The 15969-nt window shown below is 67.7% G+C and carries 14 protein-coding genes; 8 read left to right on the top strand and 6 right to left on the bottom strand.

What is annotated here, in order from left to right:
• Window positions 1-124 precede the first annotated feature (124 nt).
• The 3 genes from MLP_RS04810 (at window position 125) to MLP_RS04800 (ending at window position 3478) form a co-directional block, all read left to right on the top strand.
• On the top strand, window positions 125-1513 hold the full coding sequence (locus MLP_RS04810; protein ID WP_041791276.1) for a flavin monoamine oxidase family protein: 1389 nt from the start codon (window positions 125-127) through the stop codon (window positions 1511-1513).
• 112 nt (window positions 1514-1625) lie between these two features.
• The gene (locus MLP_RS04805; protein WP_013861888.1) at window positions 1626-2516 is read left to right on the top strand and encodes a dihydrodipicolinate synthase family protein; all 891 of its coding nucleotides are present in this window, start codon (window positions 1626-1628) and stop codon (window positions 2514-2516) included.
• A gap of 179 nt (window positions 2517-2695) precedes the next feature.
• Window positions 2696-3478, top strand: a complete 783-nt coding sequence (locus MLP_RS04800) for an IclR family transcriptional regulator (protein WP_013861887.1) — start codon at window positions 2696-2698, stop codon at window positions 3476-3478.
• A 5-nt stretch (window positions 3479-3483) separates the two neighbouring features.
• Here the strand turns inward: MLP_RS04800 and MLP_RS04795 are convergent, their stop codons facing one another.
• From MLP_RS04795 to MLP_RS04785, 3 genes are all read right to left on the bottom strand, one after another.
• Window positions 3484-4206 (bottom strand): carboxymuconolactone decarboxylase family protein, encoded by a 723-nt coding sequence (locus MLP_RS04795; protein ID WP_013861886.1) that lies wholly within the window; start codon window positions 4204-4206, stop codon window positions 3484-3486.
• Window positions 4207-4318: 112 nt separating this feature from the next.
• Entirely contained in the window at window positions 4319-5335 is a 1017-nt protein-coding gene (locus tag MLP_RS04790; RefSeq protein WP_013861885.1) for a zinc-dependent alcohol dehydrogenase family protein, read from the bottom strand.
• 109 nt (window positions 5336-5444) lie between these two features.
• Entirely contained in the window at window positions 5445-6836 is a 1392-nt protein-coding gene (locus MLP_RS04785) for a WD40 repeat domain-containing protein (protein ID WP_156821029.1), read from the bottom strand.
• A 176-nt stretch (window positions 6837-7012) separates the two neighbouring features.
• Between MLP_RS04785 and MLP_RS04780 the strand changes: the two genes are divergently transcribed.
• Window positions 7013-7609: a TetR/AcrR family transcriptional regulator gene (locus MLP_RS04780; protein ID WP_013861883.1), complete on the top strand. Its 597-nt coding sequence runs from the start codon at window positions 7013-7015 to the stop codon at window positions 7607-7609.
• A gap of 106 nt (window positions 7610-7715) precedes the next feature.
• Window positions 7716-8636 carry an acetoacetate decarboxylase family protein gene (locus MLP_RS04775; RefSeq protein ID WP_013861882.1) on the top strand — a complete coding sequence of 307 codons (921 nt, stop codon included), beginning with the start codon at window positions 7716-7718 and terminating at the stop codon, window positions 8634-8636.
• Between the two features lie 70 nt (window positions 8637-8706).
• Here MLP_RS04775 and ald read toward each other — a convergent pair whose 3' ends face one another.
• Both ald and MLP_RS04765 read right to left on the bottom strand, forming a co-directional pair.
• A complete protein-coding gene (gene ald / locus MLP_RS04770) occupies window positions 8707-9825 on the bottom strand; it encodes an alanine dehydrogenase (protein ID WP_013861881.1) in 1119 nt (372 codons plus the stop codon).
• A 121-nt stretch (window positions 9826-9946) separates the two neighbouring features.
• The gene (locus tag MLP_RS04765) at window positions 9947-10534 is read right to left on the bottom strand and encodes a dihydrofolate reductase family protein (protein ID WP_013861880.1); all 588 of its coding nucleotides are present in this window, start codon (window positions 10532-10534) and stop codon (window positions 9947-9949) included.
• 104 nt (window positions 10535-10638) lie between these two features.
• On the opposite strand from MLP_RS04765, the gene MLP_RS04760 reads away from it, so the two are divergent.
• Window positions 10639-11811, top strand: a complete 1173-nt coding sequence (locus tag MLP_RS04760; RefSeq protein ID WP_197536503.1) for a methyltransferase — start codon at window positions 10639-10641, stop codon at window positions 11809-11811.
• Window positions 11812-11813: 2 nt separating this feature from the next.
• Here the strand turns inward: MLP_RS04760 and MLP_RS04755 are convergent, their stop codons facing one another.
• Window positions 11814-13913: an AAA family ATPase gene (locus MLP_RS04755; protein ID WP_013861878.1), complete on the bottom strand. Its 2100-nt coding sequence runs from the start codon at window positions 13911-13913 to the stop codon at window positions 11814-11816.
• A 131-nt stretch (window positions 13914-14044) separates the two neighbouring features.
• On the opposite strand from MLP_RS04755, the gene pdxR reads away from it, so the two are divergent.
• Both pdxR and MLP_RS04745 read left to right on the top strand, forming a co-directional pair.
• Window positions 14045-15478, top strand: coding sequence for a MocR-like pyridoxine biosynthesis transcription factor PdxR (pdxR, locus tag MLP_RS04750; protein ID WP_013861877.1), 1434 nt, complete (start codon window positions 14045-14047; stop codon window positions 15476-15478).
• 151 nt (window positions 15479-15629) lie between these two features.
• A complete protein-coding gene (locus tag MLP_RS04745) occupies window positions 15630-15932 on the top strand; it encodes a hypothetical protein (protein ID WP_013861876.1) in 303 nt (100 codons plus the stop codon).
• Window positions 15933-15969: the final 37 nt, after the last annotated feature.

The following is a 15969-nucleotide window of genomic DNA, read 5'->3' as shown; positions in this document are numbered from 1 at the left end:
GGTTGCTTCGCTGAGGCGCCGACCTACAGACCAACTGCGCACTATTGACACCCGACATCGGGTGATCTACGTTCTGAAATATCAGTTGTCGGTCCAGTGATGTGACCGAGCTAAGGGGATGCTCATGAGAGACGTCGTCATCGTCGGCGGCGGTATTGCCGGGCTGGCAGCCGCTTGGCGATTGCGCCACTGGGACTCGGTTCTGCTGGAGGCCGATCATCGCGTCGGCGGTCGCATCCGATCGGAGCGACGGGGAGCCTATTGGCTCAACTGGGGCGCCCATGTGCTCGCCGGCCCGGGCAGCTCGACCGACGACCTGCTGCACGAGGTCGGCGTCACCGCCGTCGATGTTCCTGGCTCGTTGAAGGCGCTGTCGATGAACGGCGCCTTCGTCCCGAGTGGGCGGATCGAGACCTATCCCCTCCGGGTGCCGATGTCGATGGCCAACCGAGCGGCCGTGTTCACCTCCGGCGCGAAGATCGCCGCCGCGGTGCTCCGGTATTCCCGCGTGGTCCGCCAGCGGCCCGGCGAGTCCGGCGCCCAGCGACAGCAGCGGATCTACGACTTCGAGAACGAGCGGACCTTCGCCGACTTCGTCGGCGATATCCCCTCCGATGCCGCGGAGCTGTTCAAGGTCACGGTGACCCGCTCGGCCGGCGACATGGACCAGATCTCCGCCGGGTCGGGCATCGGCTATTTCAGCCTGGTGCTGAGCGGCGGACAAGGACTCGGCCGCGGCATCGTCGGCGGACCGTCGACCCTGACCGAGGCCGTCGCCGTGGCTCTCGGCAATCGCGTACAACTCGGCGCTCAGGTGCAGGAGATCGTGCACCGACGCGACTCCGTCGTGGTGCGGTATCGCCAAGGCGATGCCGATCACGAGGTGGAGGCGCGTACGGTCGTGCTGGCAACCCCAGCCACGGTCTCCCATCGGGTGGCCGTCGACCTGCCGGAAGAGGTACGCGGCGCGCTCGGCCAGATCGTCTACGGCCCGCACGTGTCGGCAGCGTTCCTGACCAACGAGACCTCGGCTCGTCCTTGGGACGACGTGTACGCCATCGCCTGCCCCAAGCGGTCGTTCGCCATCGCCCTCAACCAGGCCAGCATCGTGCGCGGCAGCGAGTCGGTCCGCCAGCCCGGCGGCAGCATCATGACCTTCTCTCCCGCCAGCCTCGGCCGAGCTCTGCTCGACAAGTCCGACGAGGAGATCGTCAACACCCACCTCGCCGACCTGGAAGAGGTGCTCGGCCATGGATTCGCCGACAGCGTGGTCGAGGCCAACGCCTCCCGTTGGCAGGACGGCTCGCCCTACTGCGCGCCGGGCCGGGCCAAGCTACAGCCGATCCTGACCCGTCCCTCGAGCCGGGTGTTCCTGGCCGGCGACTACCTCGGCACCTTGTATACCGAGTCTGCGATCACCTCGGGCTTCGCCGCCGCGCAGGAGGCGGCCAGCCTGCTGGCGACCGATCGCCAGCGCCACGTCCCCGCCATCACCCAGCACGCAGCGGATTAAGAGTCCGCGGGTCGCTTCTCGACCAGCCCGCGCACCACCGCCAGTTCGCGTACACAGCCCCACAACCGACTACCCACCGAGCCTCATTCAACCCCGGAAGGACCCTCCGCTCATGACCTCCGACACCGCACTGCACGGCGTACTCGTCGCCCTGGCCACCCCGTTCACCGCCGATGGCGCCCTCGATGTGCCGACCCTCCGCGCCTTGGTCGATCGCACGATCGACGGCGGCGTACACGGCGTCGTCGCCTGCGGCTCCACCGGCGAGTTCAGCGCCCTGAGCTCTGACGAGCGCCGTCAGGTCGTGGAGACCGTCGTCGACCACGCCGCCGGCCGCGTGCCTGTGGTCGCGCAGACCGGCTCGACCAGCGTCACCGAGGCCATCGCCTTGTCTCAGCATGCCGAGTCCGTCGGCGCCAGCGTGGTGATGCCGGTCGCACCGTTCTACGAGCCGCTGTCGCTGGACGAGACCGCTCACTATCTGCGTCGGGTCGCCAGCTCCGTGCAGATCCCGGTGATGATCTACAACCTGCCAGGTGCCACCGGCGTCGATCTGCCGCCAAGCCTGGTCGCCGAGCTCGCCGATTCGGTGGAGAACATCCGCTACATCAAGAACACCACCCCCGACATGGCGCAGGCCGCGCAGCTGATCCACTACTACGGCGACCGACTCGGGCTCTTCCTCGGCTGGGACAGCCTGATCCTGTCCTCGCTGGCCTCCGGCTCGGCGGGCGTGATGGCCGGCACCGCCAACGTCATCCCGGCCGAGATCGTCGCCGTCTACGACGCCATTCAGGCCGGGGACCTGGCGGCTGCTCGCCAGGCCTGGGCGCGGATCTACCCGCTGCTGGACGGCTCGCTCTCGGTCAACTACGTCGCCGCGGTCAAGCTGGCTCTCGACGTCGTCGGCTTCCCCGCCGGTCCGACCCGCGAGCCGATCTCCCCGCTCGACCCGGCAGATGCCGCCCGGATCACCGAGCTGGCCTCCGCCTTCCGTTCGTAGCTCGACTACTTCGGCTTCGCGGTCCCGTCGATTCCCACTCCGCGCCAACTCAGTCCCGACCCGGCGCCCCTCCCTCCCTCCACTTCGCACCATTTCCCTGCTACTGCGCACCAGGTAGACCCCATGCGAAGTAGACCGAAATGGTGCGAAGTGGGGATTGGGTCGCATAGAGTTTCACCATGGGAGACGGTGCCGCCAAGCGAGACATGTCGGTGCACTCCGTCGACCGGGCGGTGTCGATCCTGCAGGTGCTGGCTCGTCGCGGTCCGACGGCGGTGACCGATGTCGCCAACGAATTGGGCATTCACAAGTCAACCGTGTTCCGGTTGCTGTACACGCTCGAGGCCCGCGGGTTGGTCGACCAGACCGGCGCACGCGGCCGCTATCAGCTGGGCTACGGGGTGGTGCAGCTCGCCGCCGGCGCGTCCCGCAAGCTCGATCTGTCCCAGGTGAGCCGCAGGATCTGCGAGGATCTGGCCGAACGAGTCGGCGAGAGCGCGAGCGTCGATATCGCGGACGGCGACTCGGTGCTGAGCCTCGATCAGGTGATCGGAGCGGCCTCTGTGACCAGCGTCAACTGGGCGGGCAAGCGCACCCCGATGCACGCCACCTCCTCCGGCAAGATCTTCTTGGCGTTCATGCCGGCAGAGCAGCGCGCCGCGTACTTCGAGCGGCCCGGACAGCGATTCACCGAGCACACGATCACCGGTCGGCGGGAACTGGAAGCCGAGCTGGCGCAGGTACGCGACCAGGGCTTCGCCGCCACGATGGAGGAGTTCGAGATCGGCCTGGCGGCCATCGCCGCGCCGATCCGCGACATGAATGGTCAGGTCGTGGGCGCCATCTCGATCTCCGGCCCCAACTTCCGGATCAACGCCGAGACCATCCCCGCTCTCGCGCCGGCGGTGATCGAGGCGGCCGACGAGATCTCCCAGCGCAACGGCCAGCCCAAACCCGGCTGAGGTCGTTAGGCGGGAGGAATGACCTCGTTGATCGCATTGATCGCGTTCAACGAGCGCGGATAGCCGATGTACGGCAGCAGCTGGGTGACGACGTCGATCAGCCGAGCCCGGTCGTTGCCGACATTCAGGTTGCCCCGGACGTGGCCCTTCACCTGCGGATCGCAGCCGCCTTGGGCGACCAGGAACGCGAACGTGATCAGCTCGCGCGTAGGCAGGTCGAGCCCGGTCCTGGTCAGGTGGTCACCGAAGCAGTTACCGGACAGATAGACCTGGATGTGGGCCAGATCAGCCGGTGCATTGGCATACATCGCGTCGACCCCGGCGTGCCCTACCACCTCACCCTGCACCTGGCGCCCGCGAGCCAGCCGGTTTGCCGGGGTCGTGGTCGACTGTGCCGGCAGCGGCAGCGCGACACCTCGCTCGACGAAGACCTCGTTGGTGATGGTCAGGGCGTCGAGCGCCTTGCCCAACCCGACGTACGGGACCGCCTGATAGACGATCTCCCGCACCTCCACCGGGCTGACCCCGGATGCGAGCACAGTGCCGAGCAGCACCCGGTACGCGCCGTGTGCCTGACCGGCGATCAGCGCGGCGAGCTGGACGATCAGCCGTGTCCGATCATCGAGGCTGCCGTGCGGCAGCACCTCCTCGGCGACGAAGCGGTCGACATACTCGACCAGCTCCGGATCCGTTGTCGCCAGGGTCGGGTAGTCATCGAGATACGCCATGAGCATGCCTTCCTCTTCGTCGTTGCTACAGATTCGGTCGTTCAGCGGCAACAAACTGCGTGTTCGTCACCGTCATCGGAGACGAACACGCAGCTTGTGCCGGAATAGCACATCAGGGCCGAAGCAGGACCTTGATCGCACGACGCTCGTCCATCGCCGCGTACGCCTCGGCGACCTGCTCCAGCGGCAACTCCAGATCGAACACCTTGCCCGGCTCGATCTGCCGGCTGAGCACCTTGTCCAGCAGTGTCGGCAGATACTGAGCCACCGACGCCGGGCCACCTTTGACTCCGACATTGCCGAAGAACATCTGTCGCAGCGGCAACTCCACGCCGTGCGGCACGCCGACGACCCCGACCATGCCACCGGGTCGGACCACCCGTACCGCCTGAGTCATCGATTCCCCGGTGCCGACCGCCTCACAGACCGCGTCCGCGCCAACGCCATCGGTCAGCTCCATGACCGCGGCGACTCCCTCGTCACCGCGGGTCTCAACGATGTCGGTGGCACCGAAATCGGTGGCGATCCGCTGCCGGGACTCGTGCCGGCTCATCGCGATGATCCGCTCGGCACCCAGCTCGCGGGCGGCAAGCACCGCGCAGAGTCCGACGGCCCCATCGCCCACCACGACCACTGTCGCACCCGACTGGACGTTCGCACTGACCGCGGCATGCCAACCGGTGCTCATCACATCCGACAGGGCGAGCAAGCTCGGGATCAGTTCCTCGTCCGGCAACGTCGGGGTGGCGAACAAGGTGCCATCCGCCTGCGGAATCCGGATCAGCTCGGACTGGCAGCCGTCGAACGGGCTGGAGTTGACGCAGGAGAACTGGAAACCGGCGCGGCAGTGGGCACAGGTGCCGTCGGAGGCATAGAAGCCGCCGACCACGAACTGCCCGGGCGTCAGCGTGGTGACCCGCTCGCCGACCTCTTCGACGATGCCGACGTACTCGTGTCCGTACGGCCGTGGCTTGGCGAGCTGGTCGATCCCGCGGTACGGCCACAGGTCCGAGCCGCAGACGCAGGTCGCGACCGTCCGGATCACCGCGTCAGTGGGTTCCTTGATCACCGGATCGGGCCGGTCCTCGACTCGCACATCGCCTGGTCCGTACAAGATCGTTCCGCGCATCGATTCTCTCCTCCGACTGCTCGCTGTCCGGGACTGGTCAGGTCCCCGGCCTACTCAACCAGCCGAGCAGCGACGGTGGGAGGCCCTGTCAATGCCACCCTGCTGACAGTCAGTGCGGCGCGCCCGGCCGAAGCAGCCGGCGTCGCACGACGGCAGTGAGCAGCATCGCCAGGAGGCCGGCAGCCACCGCACGCAAGAGGGCGGCCCACCACGGCAACGGACCGCGGTCGACGGGCCGCGACTCGACCTGCCACCGCGGGATCAGGTCACGGGCCGCGTCGACGGACGCCATTGCTGCACCGGTGAAGTTGGGCCGATAGGTCGCAAAGGTCTGCCAGCTGCCGTTCACGACGTCAACCCAGAGCAGCTCGGCGTTGTTCGCGTCGCCGTCAGTTGGTGCATGCACAAGAACCGTCGAGTCATCGCGCCAGCCGAGCACGGCTCCCCAGTAGTCAGGTGTCTCCAGCGGCAACCGCCGAAGCGATGGCTCGGCACCGGAGAAATCCGCGACGAGGACCGTGGTACCCAGGGTCGCCGCGATCCGACGTCCGTCGGGCGACCAGGCATCACCATCCAGGCTGAGCTCGGGGCAGGTGTAGCCATCGTCATCCTCACTCGCGTCATCAGCAGTCGCGCCATTCTCGGCGTCGGGACTCGTCTCCGCCTCCTCACCGTCCTCGCTCTCCTCACCGTCGTCCACGGTTTCGTCCTCGTATCCCTCGTCCTCGTATCCCTCGTCCTCGTAGCAACGAGAGTCGCGCTCGATCTCGACCGGGAGCTGCGTGATGCGCCGGCCAGAGTCGGCATCAATCACCTCGAAGGTGTCACCGCGGATGATCGCGATGCGATTCCCATCCGGCGACAGCGCAGCTCCTCCGACGTCGCTGATGCCGGGATACTCCCGCATACGACCAGTGGCCAGATCGATGCTGGCCAGCCCAAGGCGCTCCCCCTCGGCATATCTGTTCACCTCTTCATCGCTCACCGCGAGCAGGACTGTTTGAGAGTCCGGCCCGATCGCGGCCGGCATCGCGGTACGACCATCGCCCACCGAGAGCGTGCGACGGTGCCCGTCGCGCAATGTCACGACATCGATATCGCCGGTGGCCCCGGAGCTGCCGATGACCACGAACGTACCGTCTGGTGACAGGACGCTCGGGCCGGGATCCCCCTGATCCATCGGCGTCGACCGAGCCTCCGCCTGAGCGAGTCGCCGATAGGTGGCGCCGTCCGCACCCAGCAGCACAGCCATCGGGCTGTCACCGAACTCCACTCCGACACCGTTCTGATAGAGCAACGACGCCGCCTCCATCTCCCCGTCGGCCAGCGAGTTCGTGTGCCAGGAATAGCTGGCGATCGTCGATGGGAACCGTGGCGGATCGAGCGATGCCGGACCTTGGAGTCGCAGCACCCAACCCGGGACATTGAGCAGCGCGAGCACGATCACCGCCACCAGCAGCCCTACCCTCGCCGGTCGAAGCCAGTCACGCACCCGCCGCATCGACACCAAGTCCTCCCGTCCCCACTCCCCGCCCCCGCGGGGAGATGGCGGTGAGCGTACGACCTGGCAAGGTCACACGCAGCGAATCCCCAGGGAATCTGGCGAGCTGCGGCCAGCGCCTCCGGGATGAGATATGTTTACGTTGCTCACATAAGCGCTGAGGAGCGACGTGCACCGTGTCAACTTCGACGAAGAGTGGCTACCATCACGGCGACCTGCGCGCCGCCTCACTGGCCACGGCCATGCGCATGCTGGAGGCCGGGGAACAGTTCTCCTTGCGCGCAGTGTCACGGGAAGCGGGAGTCTCACCCACCGCGTTGTATCGGCACTTCACCGATCGGGACGCACTGGAGTCTGCCCTGGCAGCCGCGGGGCTACGCGACTTGCTGGCCGACCTGACCGCCCACGAGGAGCCGCCGGCAACAGCCGAGGATCTCGGCGATCTCGCAGTGGCCTACGTCGATTTCGCCCTGCGCAGGCCGGCGCTGTTCCGAGTGATGTTCACCAACGCGTGCGACGAGGGGAATGAGCAGCGCGTCGAGGCCGCGGGACGGATCCACTCCCTGCTCGAGTCCGCCATGGCTCGTGTCTTTCCCGGCGGCGACGCCAAGGCGCTCGCCGCGGCCGGGTGGGCCTTCGCACATGGGATGGCCTGCCTGTATGCGGACGGCAAGTTGACCGCGCGCTCCACGGAGGAGGTCGCCGACCACGTACGCGCAGCACTCGCCGCTTTGCTGGCAATTCGCTCGGCCCAGTCACCGACGCCCGACTAGCGCGCCAGGGGCTACGCACGCCACCGCCCGAAGCACAGTGTTGACACTGCTCACATCAACCACTAGCAACGTTGATGTAAGCAACGTAAACATTGAGGAGCAGCCTGTGTCCGTCAGCACCGAGCAGACCGTCACCGTCGACCTGGGCGGTCGTGCGGTCGACGTACCGAAGGGTGGCCTGTACGACCGCTTCCGCATGGATACCGACCTCGACGTGGTCGCCGCCGACCCGCGGGTGAGCAGCGTGGACTTCTTTCGCCGGCTGCCCAAGGTCCGGGTCGATTCCCCCATCGGACCGACGCTGACGCCGAACTTCTACTACCGGATCTCCACCGCCCGACTCACGATGATCGCGCCGTCGCGAGCGATCCGCAGTCGTTTGCCGAAGGAGCTGTCGCCGCTGGAGGTCGCGCCGGGTCTTGGCCTCGTGTCGGTGATGTTCTTCCGCTACGACGTATGCGACATCGACTTCTACACCGAAGCAGCTGTGGGGATCGCTGTTCGACCCGCCCGGCACGGTGGTCTCGGTCTGGTCGACACCGTCGCCGCTCTGAAGAACGAGCACTTGCACTCGTACGTGCTGTCGTTGCCGGTCAGCACCGAGATCGCCCACGTGCGCGGCCACGACGGCTACGGGTTCCCGAAGTGGGTCACCGACCTGGACGTCGAGATCGACACCACCCGGACCTCCGCCCGCGTGGCGAACGACGACGGCGAGACCGACATCGCGCTCTCGGCGGCAACACCGCGACAGGCCACGGCCGGCACCGGCGAGCACGTCGCGACACTGACCTCGTACACGTCCATCGGCGGCGCATGGCACTCCACCCTCAGTCAGACCAACCTGCTGAGTGCCGGCACCACCCGGTTCCCTCGTGGAGTGAACCTGCAGCTCGGAATCGGCCGAATGGCCGACGACGTCCGATCCTTGCAACCGATCAGGACCATCCAGCTTGATGTGGTCACCAACGGCCAACTGGCCCTGCACATGCCCGTCCCGACCTCGATCCAGCGAGTTCAGGCATGAAGCGCATCTTGAACGTCGTCACGAACGTCGGCCACTAAGACGACCCCTCGCTGGAGAACTTCCAGTCCGACTAGTGCGCAAGCTCGGCGTCGTGGAAGGGCAGTCCGTGAGCCTCGGCGACCGCGAGATTGCAGAGGCTGCCGTCGAGGGTGGAGAGTCCCAGAGCCAACGCCGGATCGGCTGCCGCGGCACCGCGGACACCCCGGCCCGCCACGGTGACCAGATAGCGAAGCGTGGCGTTGGTGAGCGCGAGGGTGGACGTGCGGGCCACAGCGCCGGGAATGTTGGCGACGCAGTAGTGCACGACCCCTTCCTCGACGTACGTCGGGTTGGAGTGGGTGGTCGCTCGGCTGGTCTCGAAGCAGCCGCCCTGATCGATCGCGATATCGACCACGACACTGCCGGGTCGCATACTGGCGATCATCTCCCGGCTCACCAGCTTCGGGGCCTTCGCGCCGGGCACCAGCACGGCGCCGATCACCACGTCGGACTCGGCGACGTACGCGGCGGTGACGGCCCGGTTCGGCACGACCAGGTCGAGTTGGCCACCGAACACATCGGACAAGTACGCCAGGCGGACCGGATTGGTATCGAGGACCCGGACGATGGCGCGCATGCCCATCGCGATCTTCGCCGCCTCCGTGCCGGAGACACCACCACCGATGATCGTCACCTTTGCCGCCGGAGTGCCGGGTACGCCGCCGAGGAGAATCCCGGCACCGCCGGCGGGAGACTCCAGCGCCCGGGCGGCGGCCTGGACCGACATGCGGCCGGCGACCTCGCTCATCGGGGTGAGCAGCGGCAGTCGCCGGTCCGCGGTCTGCACGGTCTCGTACGCGATGGAGTCGATCCTGCGCTCGAGCAGGAACTCGGTGAGCTGCTTGTCGGCCGCGAGATGCAGGTAGGTGAACAGCTGCTGACCCTCGCGGAACCGGTGGTACTCGGCCGGGATCGGCTCCTTGACCTTGACGATCAGGTCGGCACCTGCGAACACCTCATCGGCACTCGACACCACGGTCGCGCCCGCGGCCGCATACTCCTCGTCACTGAACCGCGAGCCGGCTCCAGCACCGGCTTCGACGAGAACGGAGTGACCGTGGTGCACCAACTCGGCAACGCCGTCGGGCACCACCGAGATGCGGTTCTCGTTGTCTTTGATCTCTTTGGGGACACCGACGACAAGGGACATGGGGCTCCTAAACAAGAGGTCCAATGAGGATGGCTGGTTGCGTGTTGCCGGGTGGTCAATAGTGAGTATGTCAGGCCGCACATTCGGCGGCTCTGATGGTGTCCTCGAGCAGTGTGCGGTGCTACTGCCGCGGCGGGACACCGAACCGGGTGTGGATGGCGGCCGGTGTGGCCACCGCGCCCAGGGCCTCCAGTTGCAGGTGGTCAGGACCGAGGTGGTCGAACATGCGGGTACCGGCACCGAACAGCACCGGGACCAGATGCACCGAGATCTCCTCGACGAGACCGGCCGCCAGGAACTGTTGCCCGATGTTCGCGCCGCCCATGATGCAGACCGCCTGGTCACCGGCGGCGGCCTGGGCCTGGCTCAGGGCACTCTCGATGCCGTCGACCACGAAGGTGTAGACGCCCCCGGTCGGCGGATCTTGCGGCGCGGAGTGGGTGAGCACGAACACCGGTCGCCGGGCCGGCCCGCTCGGACCGTCCGCACCCCACCAGGGCAGGGACGTGTCGTAGGTCGTCCGACCGGTGATGACCGCACCCAGCCCGGCGACCTGGCTGGCCAGGTAGTCCTGGTTCTGCTCGTCCGTCCCGAAGGCCCACTCGTTGAGCCGCTGACCGCCCGGACCCAACGGCTCGTCCGCGGTCTGCCCGGCGGCAGTCATGTAGCCGTCCAAGGACATGCTGATGTCGAAAACCACGCGCCCCATGCGCTTGCACCTTTCAGGTGAGGGGTCGACCGTTCGTACGAGGTCGATCGTTCGACCCTCTCCCCCCGGTCTGCCCAACAAACAGGCCAGCTGCAGACCATTTGGTGCCGAACTACCTCACGACGGCAGCAAGTGGGCAGGACCTGGTCTGGCTGTTGGACACCGATCCGGCGCAGCGTGGCAGCGCAACCAACGCTTCGGGGCCGATCACGGTCGCCGACAACACACCTTGTGGAGGTGCCATGACCACGGACGCCGATCGAGCACTCTCGCCCGTCCCCTTGATGCAATTGACGACCGGCTTCTGGGCATCCAAGACGCTCGCCGCAGCCCACGAGCTCGACCTGTTCTCTCGTCTGTCCGGCACGCCCGGCACGACGGCAGGAGAGCTTGCCGAGGCACTCGCGATCGAGGAGCGACCGGCGGACATGCTGCTCACCGGATGCGCAGCGCTCGGACTGCTCGTGAAGAACGGCCGCCGCTATGTCAACAGCCCGCTTGCCGACGAGTTCCTGGTGCGCGGCAAGCCCTACTACTTCGGCGGCTTCGTACAGATGCTCGACCAGCGGCTCTATCCGGGCTGGGGCCGGCTGGCTGAGGCGATCCGGACCAACCGCCCGACCACCTGGGATCCGGACCGGCAGAGCTCGCTCTTCGACGGCGAGGATCCCGAGCTGCTCTCGGTGTTCTGGGAGGCGATGCACTCGATCTCGACGTTCACCGCTCGCGCCCTGGGCGAAAGCGTCGATCTGAGCGGTGCCCGCAAGCTGCTGGACGTCGGCGGTGGCTCCGCAGCATTCGACATCGAACTATGCCGGCTCTATCCCGACCTCGCCGCAACCGTCTACGAGCTGCCGCAGATCGCCCACATCGCCGCCGGGAAAGTCAAGGAAGCAGACCTCTCGGACCGGATCGAGACTGTGGCTGGTGACTTCTTCGCCGATCCTTCGCTGCCCGGTGGGCACGACACGATCCTGCTGTCCATGATTCTGCACGACTGGGCGGAGGACCGGTGCCGCACGATCCTCCGGAAATGCTGGGCAGCCCTGCCGAGCGGTGGACAGGTGATCGTCGCCGAACTGCTCGTCAACGACACGCGAACCGGTCCGCCCGCCGCAGCGTTGATGAGCCTCAACATGCTGGTCGAGACCGAGGGCCGCAACTACACCCCGGCCGAGTACGGCGCCTGGTTGGCCGAGCTTGGCTGCCAAGACATCCGCACGGTCTGGTTCGAGGCCGCCGGGGCGAACGGCGCCGTCATCGGCCGGAAGCCGTGAGGTCAGGCAGAGCGCACTCCGCTGTCGACGTCGAGTTCCCACAACCAGTCACTGACCGACGCGACAGCCCGGTCGCGATAACGACGAAACGTCGTGAAGGGCAGGTCGAGCAGCTCAGCCGCCTTCTCCTGGCTGGCTGCCGGCCTGAGGTAGGTGCGGTCCAGGACTCGGTAGAGATGCTGATTCCGCGGGTCCTCTTTCAACACCTGCGCGGCGTCGGACACCAGGCCGCGCAGCACCCGATCCGGGCTGACCTCGGGGTCAGCGCGTCGCCGTGCCCGAGCGATTCCCGACCCCAGCAGCGGATTGCGCAGCAGAGCGGATGGTTGGTGCAGATCCCGCAGCGCCTGCTTCACCGATCCCGCGAAGTCCTCGTACGGCAGCGTCGCCACGTGGGCGACTGGTTCGTCGTCGATGCGCTCGCCGAGTTCGCGGGCAGCCGTACGCTCCAGCCAGGCGGCCACGCCGACCCGGCGCCAGTCGTGGGCGTAGGTGATCTCGCGGCCCGCGGGGCGATCGTCGCCCAGAATCTCGGCGAAGTCCCAGCTCTGCAGCAGCGCCGACCAGGACCGCGATCCCCCGTCGACGGTGACGAACTCCCAGGCTGCCGGCGACCGCAGCAGGATGTCTTCCAGGTGCCAGCCGCGGAAGACCTCTGCCACGCCCCGCTGCCGATCAGCATCGTCTCGCCCGCCGATCAGAAACCGCCAGGCCAGCACCTGCTCGCCCGGCCGAGCCGGCGCGTGTTGCTCGACGTACCTGAGCATGCGGGCCGCTGCCGGGTCCGCGGCGAGATCCTCGGACCGCACCAGGTGCAGCGGCAGCCTTGCCCCGACCCCGATCAGGCCGCCGGCTTCGTCTCGCACCACCCGGAAGGACTCCCGATAGCGGTCCAGCCACCAACCGGCGGTTCGTGCGGCAGCGCCGCCGCGGAGTCGGCCCAGGAGATCGACGACGTCCTGGACATCGCTGGGACCGACCCGGGTCGCCCGGGCGGGTCGGGAGTTGGCCTCACACCGGCTTGTCGTGTCGCCCAGCAGCGGCCGGGCCAAGAACAGCAGCTCACGCAACGCCTGGTGCGCCGCCGCCGGATGACCGGCCGACCGGCGCACTTGCTCGACCAGGTGCCCACGCAGCCGCTGATGCAGCAGGGCATAACCCTCCGGGTCGCGGCGCCGCAGATCGGCATCGATCAGGCTGCGGGCCAACGGCAGCGGACGCAGCCCGGTCGGCGTCTCCTCGACGACGGACAGCTCGCGCAGCCAGTCCCACAACTGCGACACCTCCGTCGGCGGGACATCCGGCATCGCGGCTCGCAGGACAGCTTCGGTGGTGATCCCGGCGTGCGCACTCGCCTGCAGCGCGATCCGGTGCGCGCCGCCAGGGGGTCGGTCCACGACCGCGGACAAGAGCCCGTCGATCAAGGCGGGCACCTCCGCCAGACTGGCCGGGATCTGACCGGCGTCGGCTCGGCGCAGCTCCTCCACACACAAAGCGACGGCCAGCGGATGACCAAAGGTCAGCCGCATCACCGCGGGCAGGTGCCGCTGTGGCAGACCCTCGGCCGCGAGAAGCGCCCCGACCGCAGCCGGCTCGAGGTCATCAAGAGGGAGCATCCGCAGCAGTTGTCGCCAACCGGGATCAGCCAACCAACGGTGGCCGGGAGGTCTGCGGTGCGCGACCACGGCCAGACTCTGCGCCGGCAGAGCCGGCAGCAACTCCTCGCGCAACCAGTCCTCGCCGACCGGCCAATGCTCCACAGCGTCGAGCAGCACCACCGGCCGGTCGGCACGGGTCAGGCCCGGGCCGGCGAATCCCAATGCGTCGACCAGTGCAGCGCGGACCGCGGCCGGGTCGGCACCGCCCGCGATCTCAGCGACGCGGCGGCCGGCGGCCCGGGCTCGACGTGCATATGCGGCGAGCAGGCTCGACTTGCCCACCCCTCCGGGTCCGTACACCCACAGCACAGCGGGCGTGTGCTCCGGACCACCCGTGACCAGGTGCTCAGCGAAGATCTCCAGCTCGGCCGCGCGCCCGACGAAACGGCGAACGCGTTCTCGCTGCAACCGCTCACCGAGGTCGTCGATCCTCGCCACCGTCATCTGCTGCTCACGTTCCCATCGAGGTTTCGATCTCGTCACCGCAGATCCACCGTAGGATCCACAATGGCCTGGCCACAGATCCAAGTCAGGCAATGTTGACCAGACCAAGTTGGCGGTTGCAGGCTGTATTGGTGGAACTGTTCCTCGATCCGGGCGATCCTCGCCCCCGCGCCAGCCAGCTGTATGACCAGCTGCGGGATGCCATCGCCGACGGTCGGCTCGACCCGGGAGACCGGCTGACTCCGTCACGGATCGTGGCGCGCGAGCTCGGGGTGTCCCGATCGACGGTCACGGAGGCGTACGGGCGCCTCGGTGCCGAGGGCTACATCGAGGGCCGTGCGGGCGGCGGGAGCGTGGTCGCTGCCGCGCCGGGGCCAGTCCGCTCCCGACCCGTGTCCGCCGCTCTCCAGCCGACGGCCCGAGCGGCCGCCGTCGAGCCCTACGCGGAGTTCGCGGACGTCGCGGCGACGTACGACTGCCGACCCGGACGGGTGGATCCAACCCTGTTTCCGATGGCCGCGTGGCGGCGTTGCATGATGGCGGCCTTGGATGGGTCGCCCGGCCAGTACGGAGACCCGGCCGGATCGCCAGACCTGCGTGCCGCGTTGGCGCACTGGGTGGTCCGATCACGCGGCGTAGCAGCCATCGCGGAACAGATCTTCGTCACAGCCGGCGCCGGCCATGCCATAGATCTGGTCGCTCGCGTGCTTCTCGAACCAGGCGACACAGTCGCCCTGGAAGAGCCGGGCTATCCGGTGGTCGCCGCACTGCTCCGCAGCCAGGGGCTGCGGGTGGTCGGGATCCCGGTCGACGACGAGGGCATCGTGGTCGACGCGCTGCCCGCCGAGGCCAGACTCGTCTATGTCACCCCTTCCCATCAGTTTCCGCTCGGCATGGTGATGTCTCGCCGGCGCCGATTCGCGCTGCTGGACTGGGCCACCGCCAACGGCGCGGCCGTGATCGAGGACGACTACGACAGCGAGTTCCGCTATACCGCGCGGCCGCTGGAACCGTTGCAGCGCCTCGACCGCGATGGCCGGGTGCTCTATGTCGGCACCTTCGCCAAGACTTTGTCGGCCGGGCTCCGGCTTGGCTTTCTGGTTGCACCGGCGAGTCTGCTCTCCGCTCTGCGCGCCATCCGACAGGTGAGCGACTGGTGTCCTCCGACGACCACCCAGGCAGCACTCACCGGGTTCATCGCGGGTGGACACCTCGACCGTCATCTCCGGCGAGCTCGTACGGTCTACACCGAACGGCACCGGCTGATGTGGGAAACCATGGGCGAGCTGCTGCCGGCCGGCTACCGGCGGCTACCCGCCGTGGCCGGGTTGCACCTCACCGTGCGAGCCGACCACTCGGCTCGCACGGAGGTTCCCGAGACTCGTCGTGCCCTGCGACGGCAGGGACTGCTGTTCTCTCCGCTCGAGCCCAGCTATCAGTTCTCCGAGCCGGCCGTCGGCTACCTCCTCGGATTCGCCGGCGTTCCGACGCCCCACGTCGTGCCGGCGGTCCGGGCGTTCACCACCGTCTTGTCCGAGGCCGGACAGCCAACTGAATCTGTTTGATCTGGCTGGTCGGTACGGCGCCGAAGGGCGACAAATCACCCGCCTGCCGGGCCAAACGAAGGAAAGCACCTTCCCCTGAGCGGTATCACCATCCCGGTCCCCGCGGTCATCTCGGTATTCGACCACAGCAACCGAGTCAGGAGGCCTGACGATGAAACCTCGAGCCGACGCCCGCAACCGGGCGATCCGCACCTTCCTCCAGGGTCTGGCCTTCGATGTCCTGGCGGCATCGATCCTGGTCCTGCTGCCGGTCATAGCCAACGCGAAGTCGCTTGCCGACTTCGACTGGGCCGTCCTCGGATTCCTGTTCGGGAAGACCATCGCCGTCGCCGTCTTGTCGTACGTGATGCGCTTCTTCGGCCTGGGCAAGGTCACCACGCCCAACGGCACGCAAGGGGTCGCGCAGGGAACGACGGCGCCGATCGCACCGGTGATGGGATCAGTGACTCAGTAGCCGATCAGGCTTCCAGTTCGAGCAGCCACGACGAAGG

Source organism: Microlunatus phosphovorus NM-1 (genome assembly GCF_000270245.1).
Taxonomy (GTDB): Bacteria; Actinomycetota; Actinomycetes; order Propionibacteriales; family Propionibacteriaceae; genus Microlunatus; species Microlunatus phosphovorus.
The sequence above is the reverse complement of the archived record's forward strand: the minus strand, read 5'-3'. Positions and strand labels throughout refer to the sequence as shown.

Coding starts and splice junctions, on each gene's coding strand:
- MLP_RS04755 (WP_013861878.1), bottom strand. CDS start 13,913: ATGACGGTGGCGAGGATCGACGACCTCGGTGAGCGGTTGCAGCGAGAA.
- MLP_RS04805 (WP_013861888.1), top strand. CDS start 1,626: ATGACCTCCGACACCGCACTGCACGGCGTACTCGTCGCCCTGGCCACC.
- MLP_RS04810 (WP_041791276.1), top strand. CDS start 125: ATGAGAGACGTCGTCATCGTCGGCGGCGGTATTGCCGGGCTGGCAGCC.
- MLP_RS04795 (WP_013861886.1), bottom strand. CDS start 4,206: ATGGCGTATCTCGATGACTACCCGACCCTGGCGACAACGGATCCGGAG.
- MLP_RS04785 (WP_156821029.1), bottom strand. CDS start 6,836: ATGCGGCGGGTGCGTGACTGGCTTCGACCGGCGAGGGTAGGGCTGCTG.
- ald (WP_013861881.1), bottom strand. CDS start 9,825: ATGTCCCTTGTCGTCGGTGTCCCCAAAGAGATCAAAGACAACGAGAAC.
- MLP_RS04745 (WP_013861876.1), top strand. CDS start 15,630: ATGAAACCTCGAGCCGACGCCCGCAACCGGGCGATCCGCACCTTCCTC.
- MLP_RS04765 (WP_013861880.1), bottom strand. CDS start 10,534: ATGGGGCGCGTGGTTTTCGACATCAGCATGTCCTTGGACGGCTACATG.
- MLP_RS04800 (WP_013861887.1), top strand. CDS start 2,696: ATGGGAGACGGTGCCGCCAAGCGAGACATGTCGGTGCACTCCGTCGAC.
- MLP_RS04790 (WP_013861885.1), bottom strand. CDS start 5,335: ATGCGCGGAACGATCTTGTACGGACCAGGCGATGTGCGAGTCGAGGAC.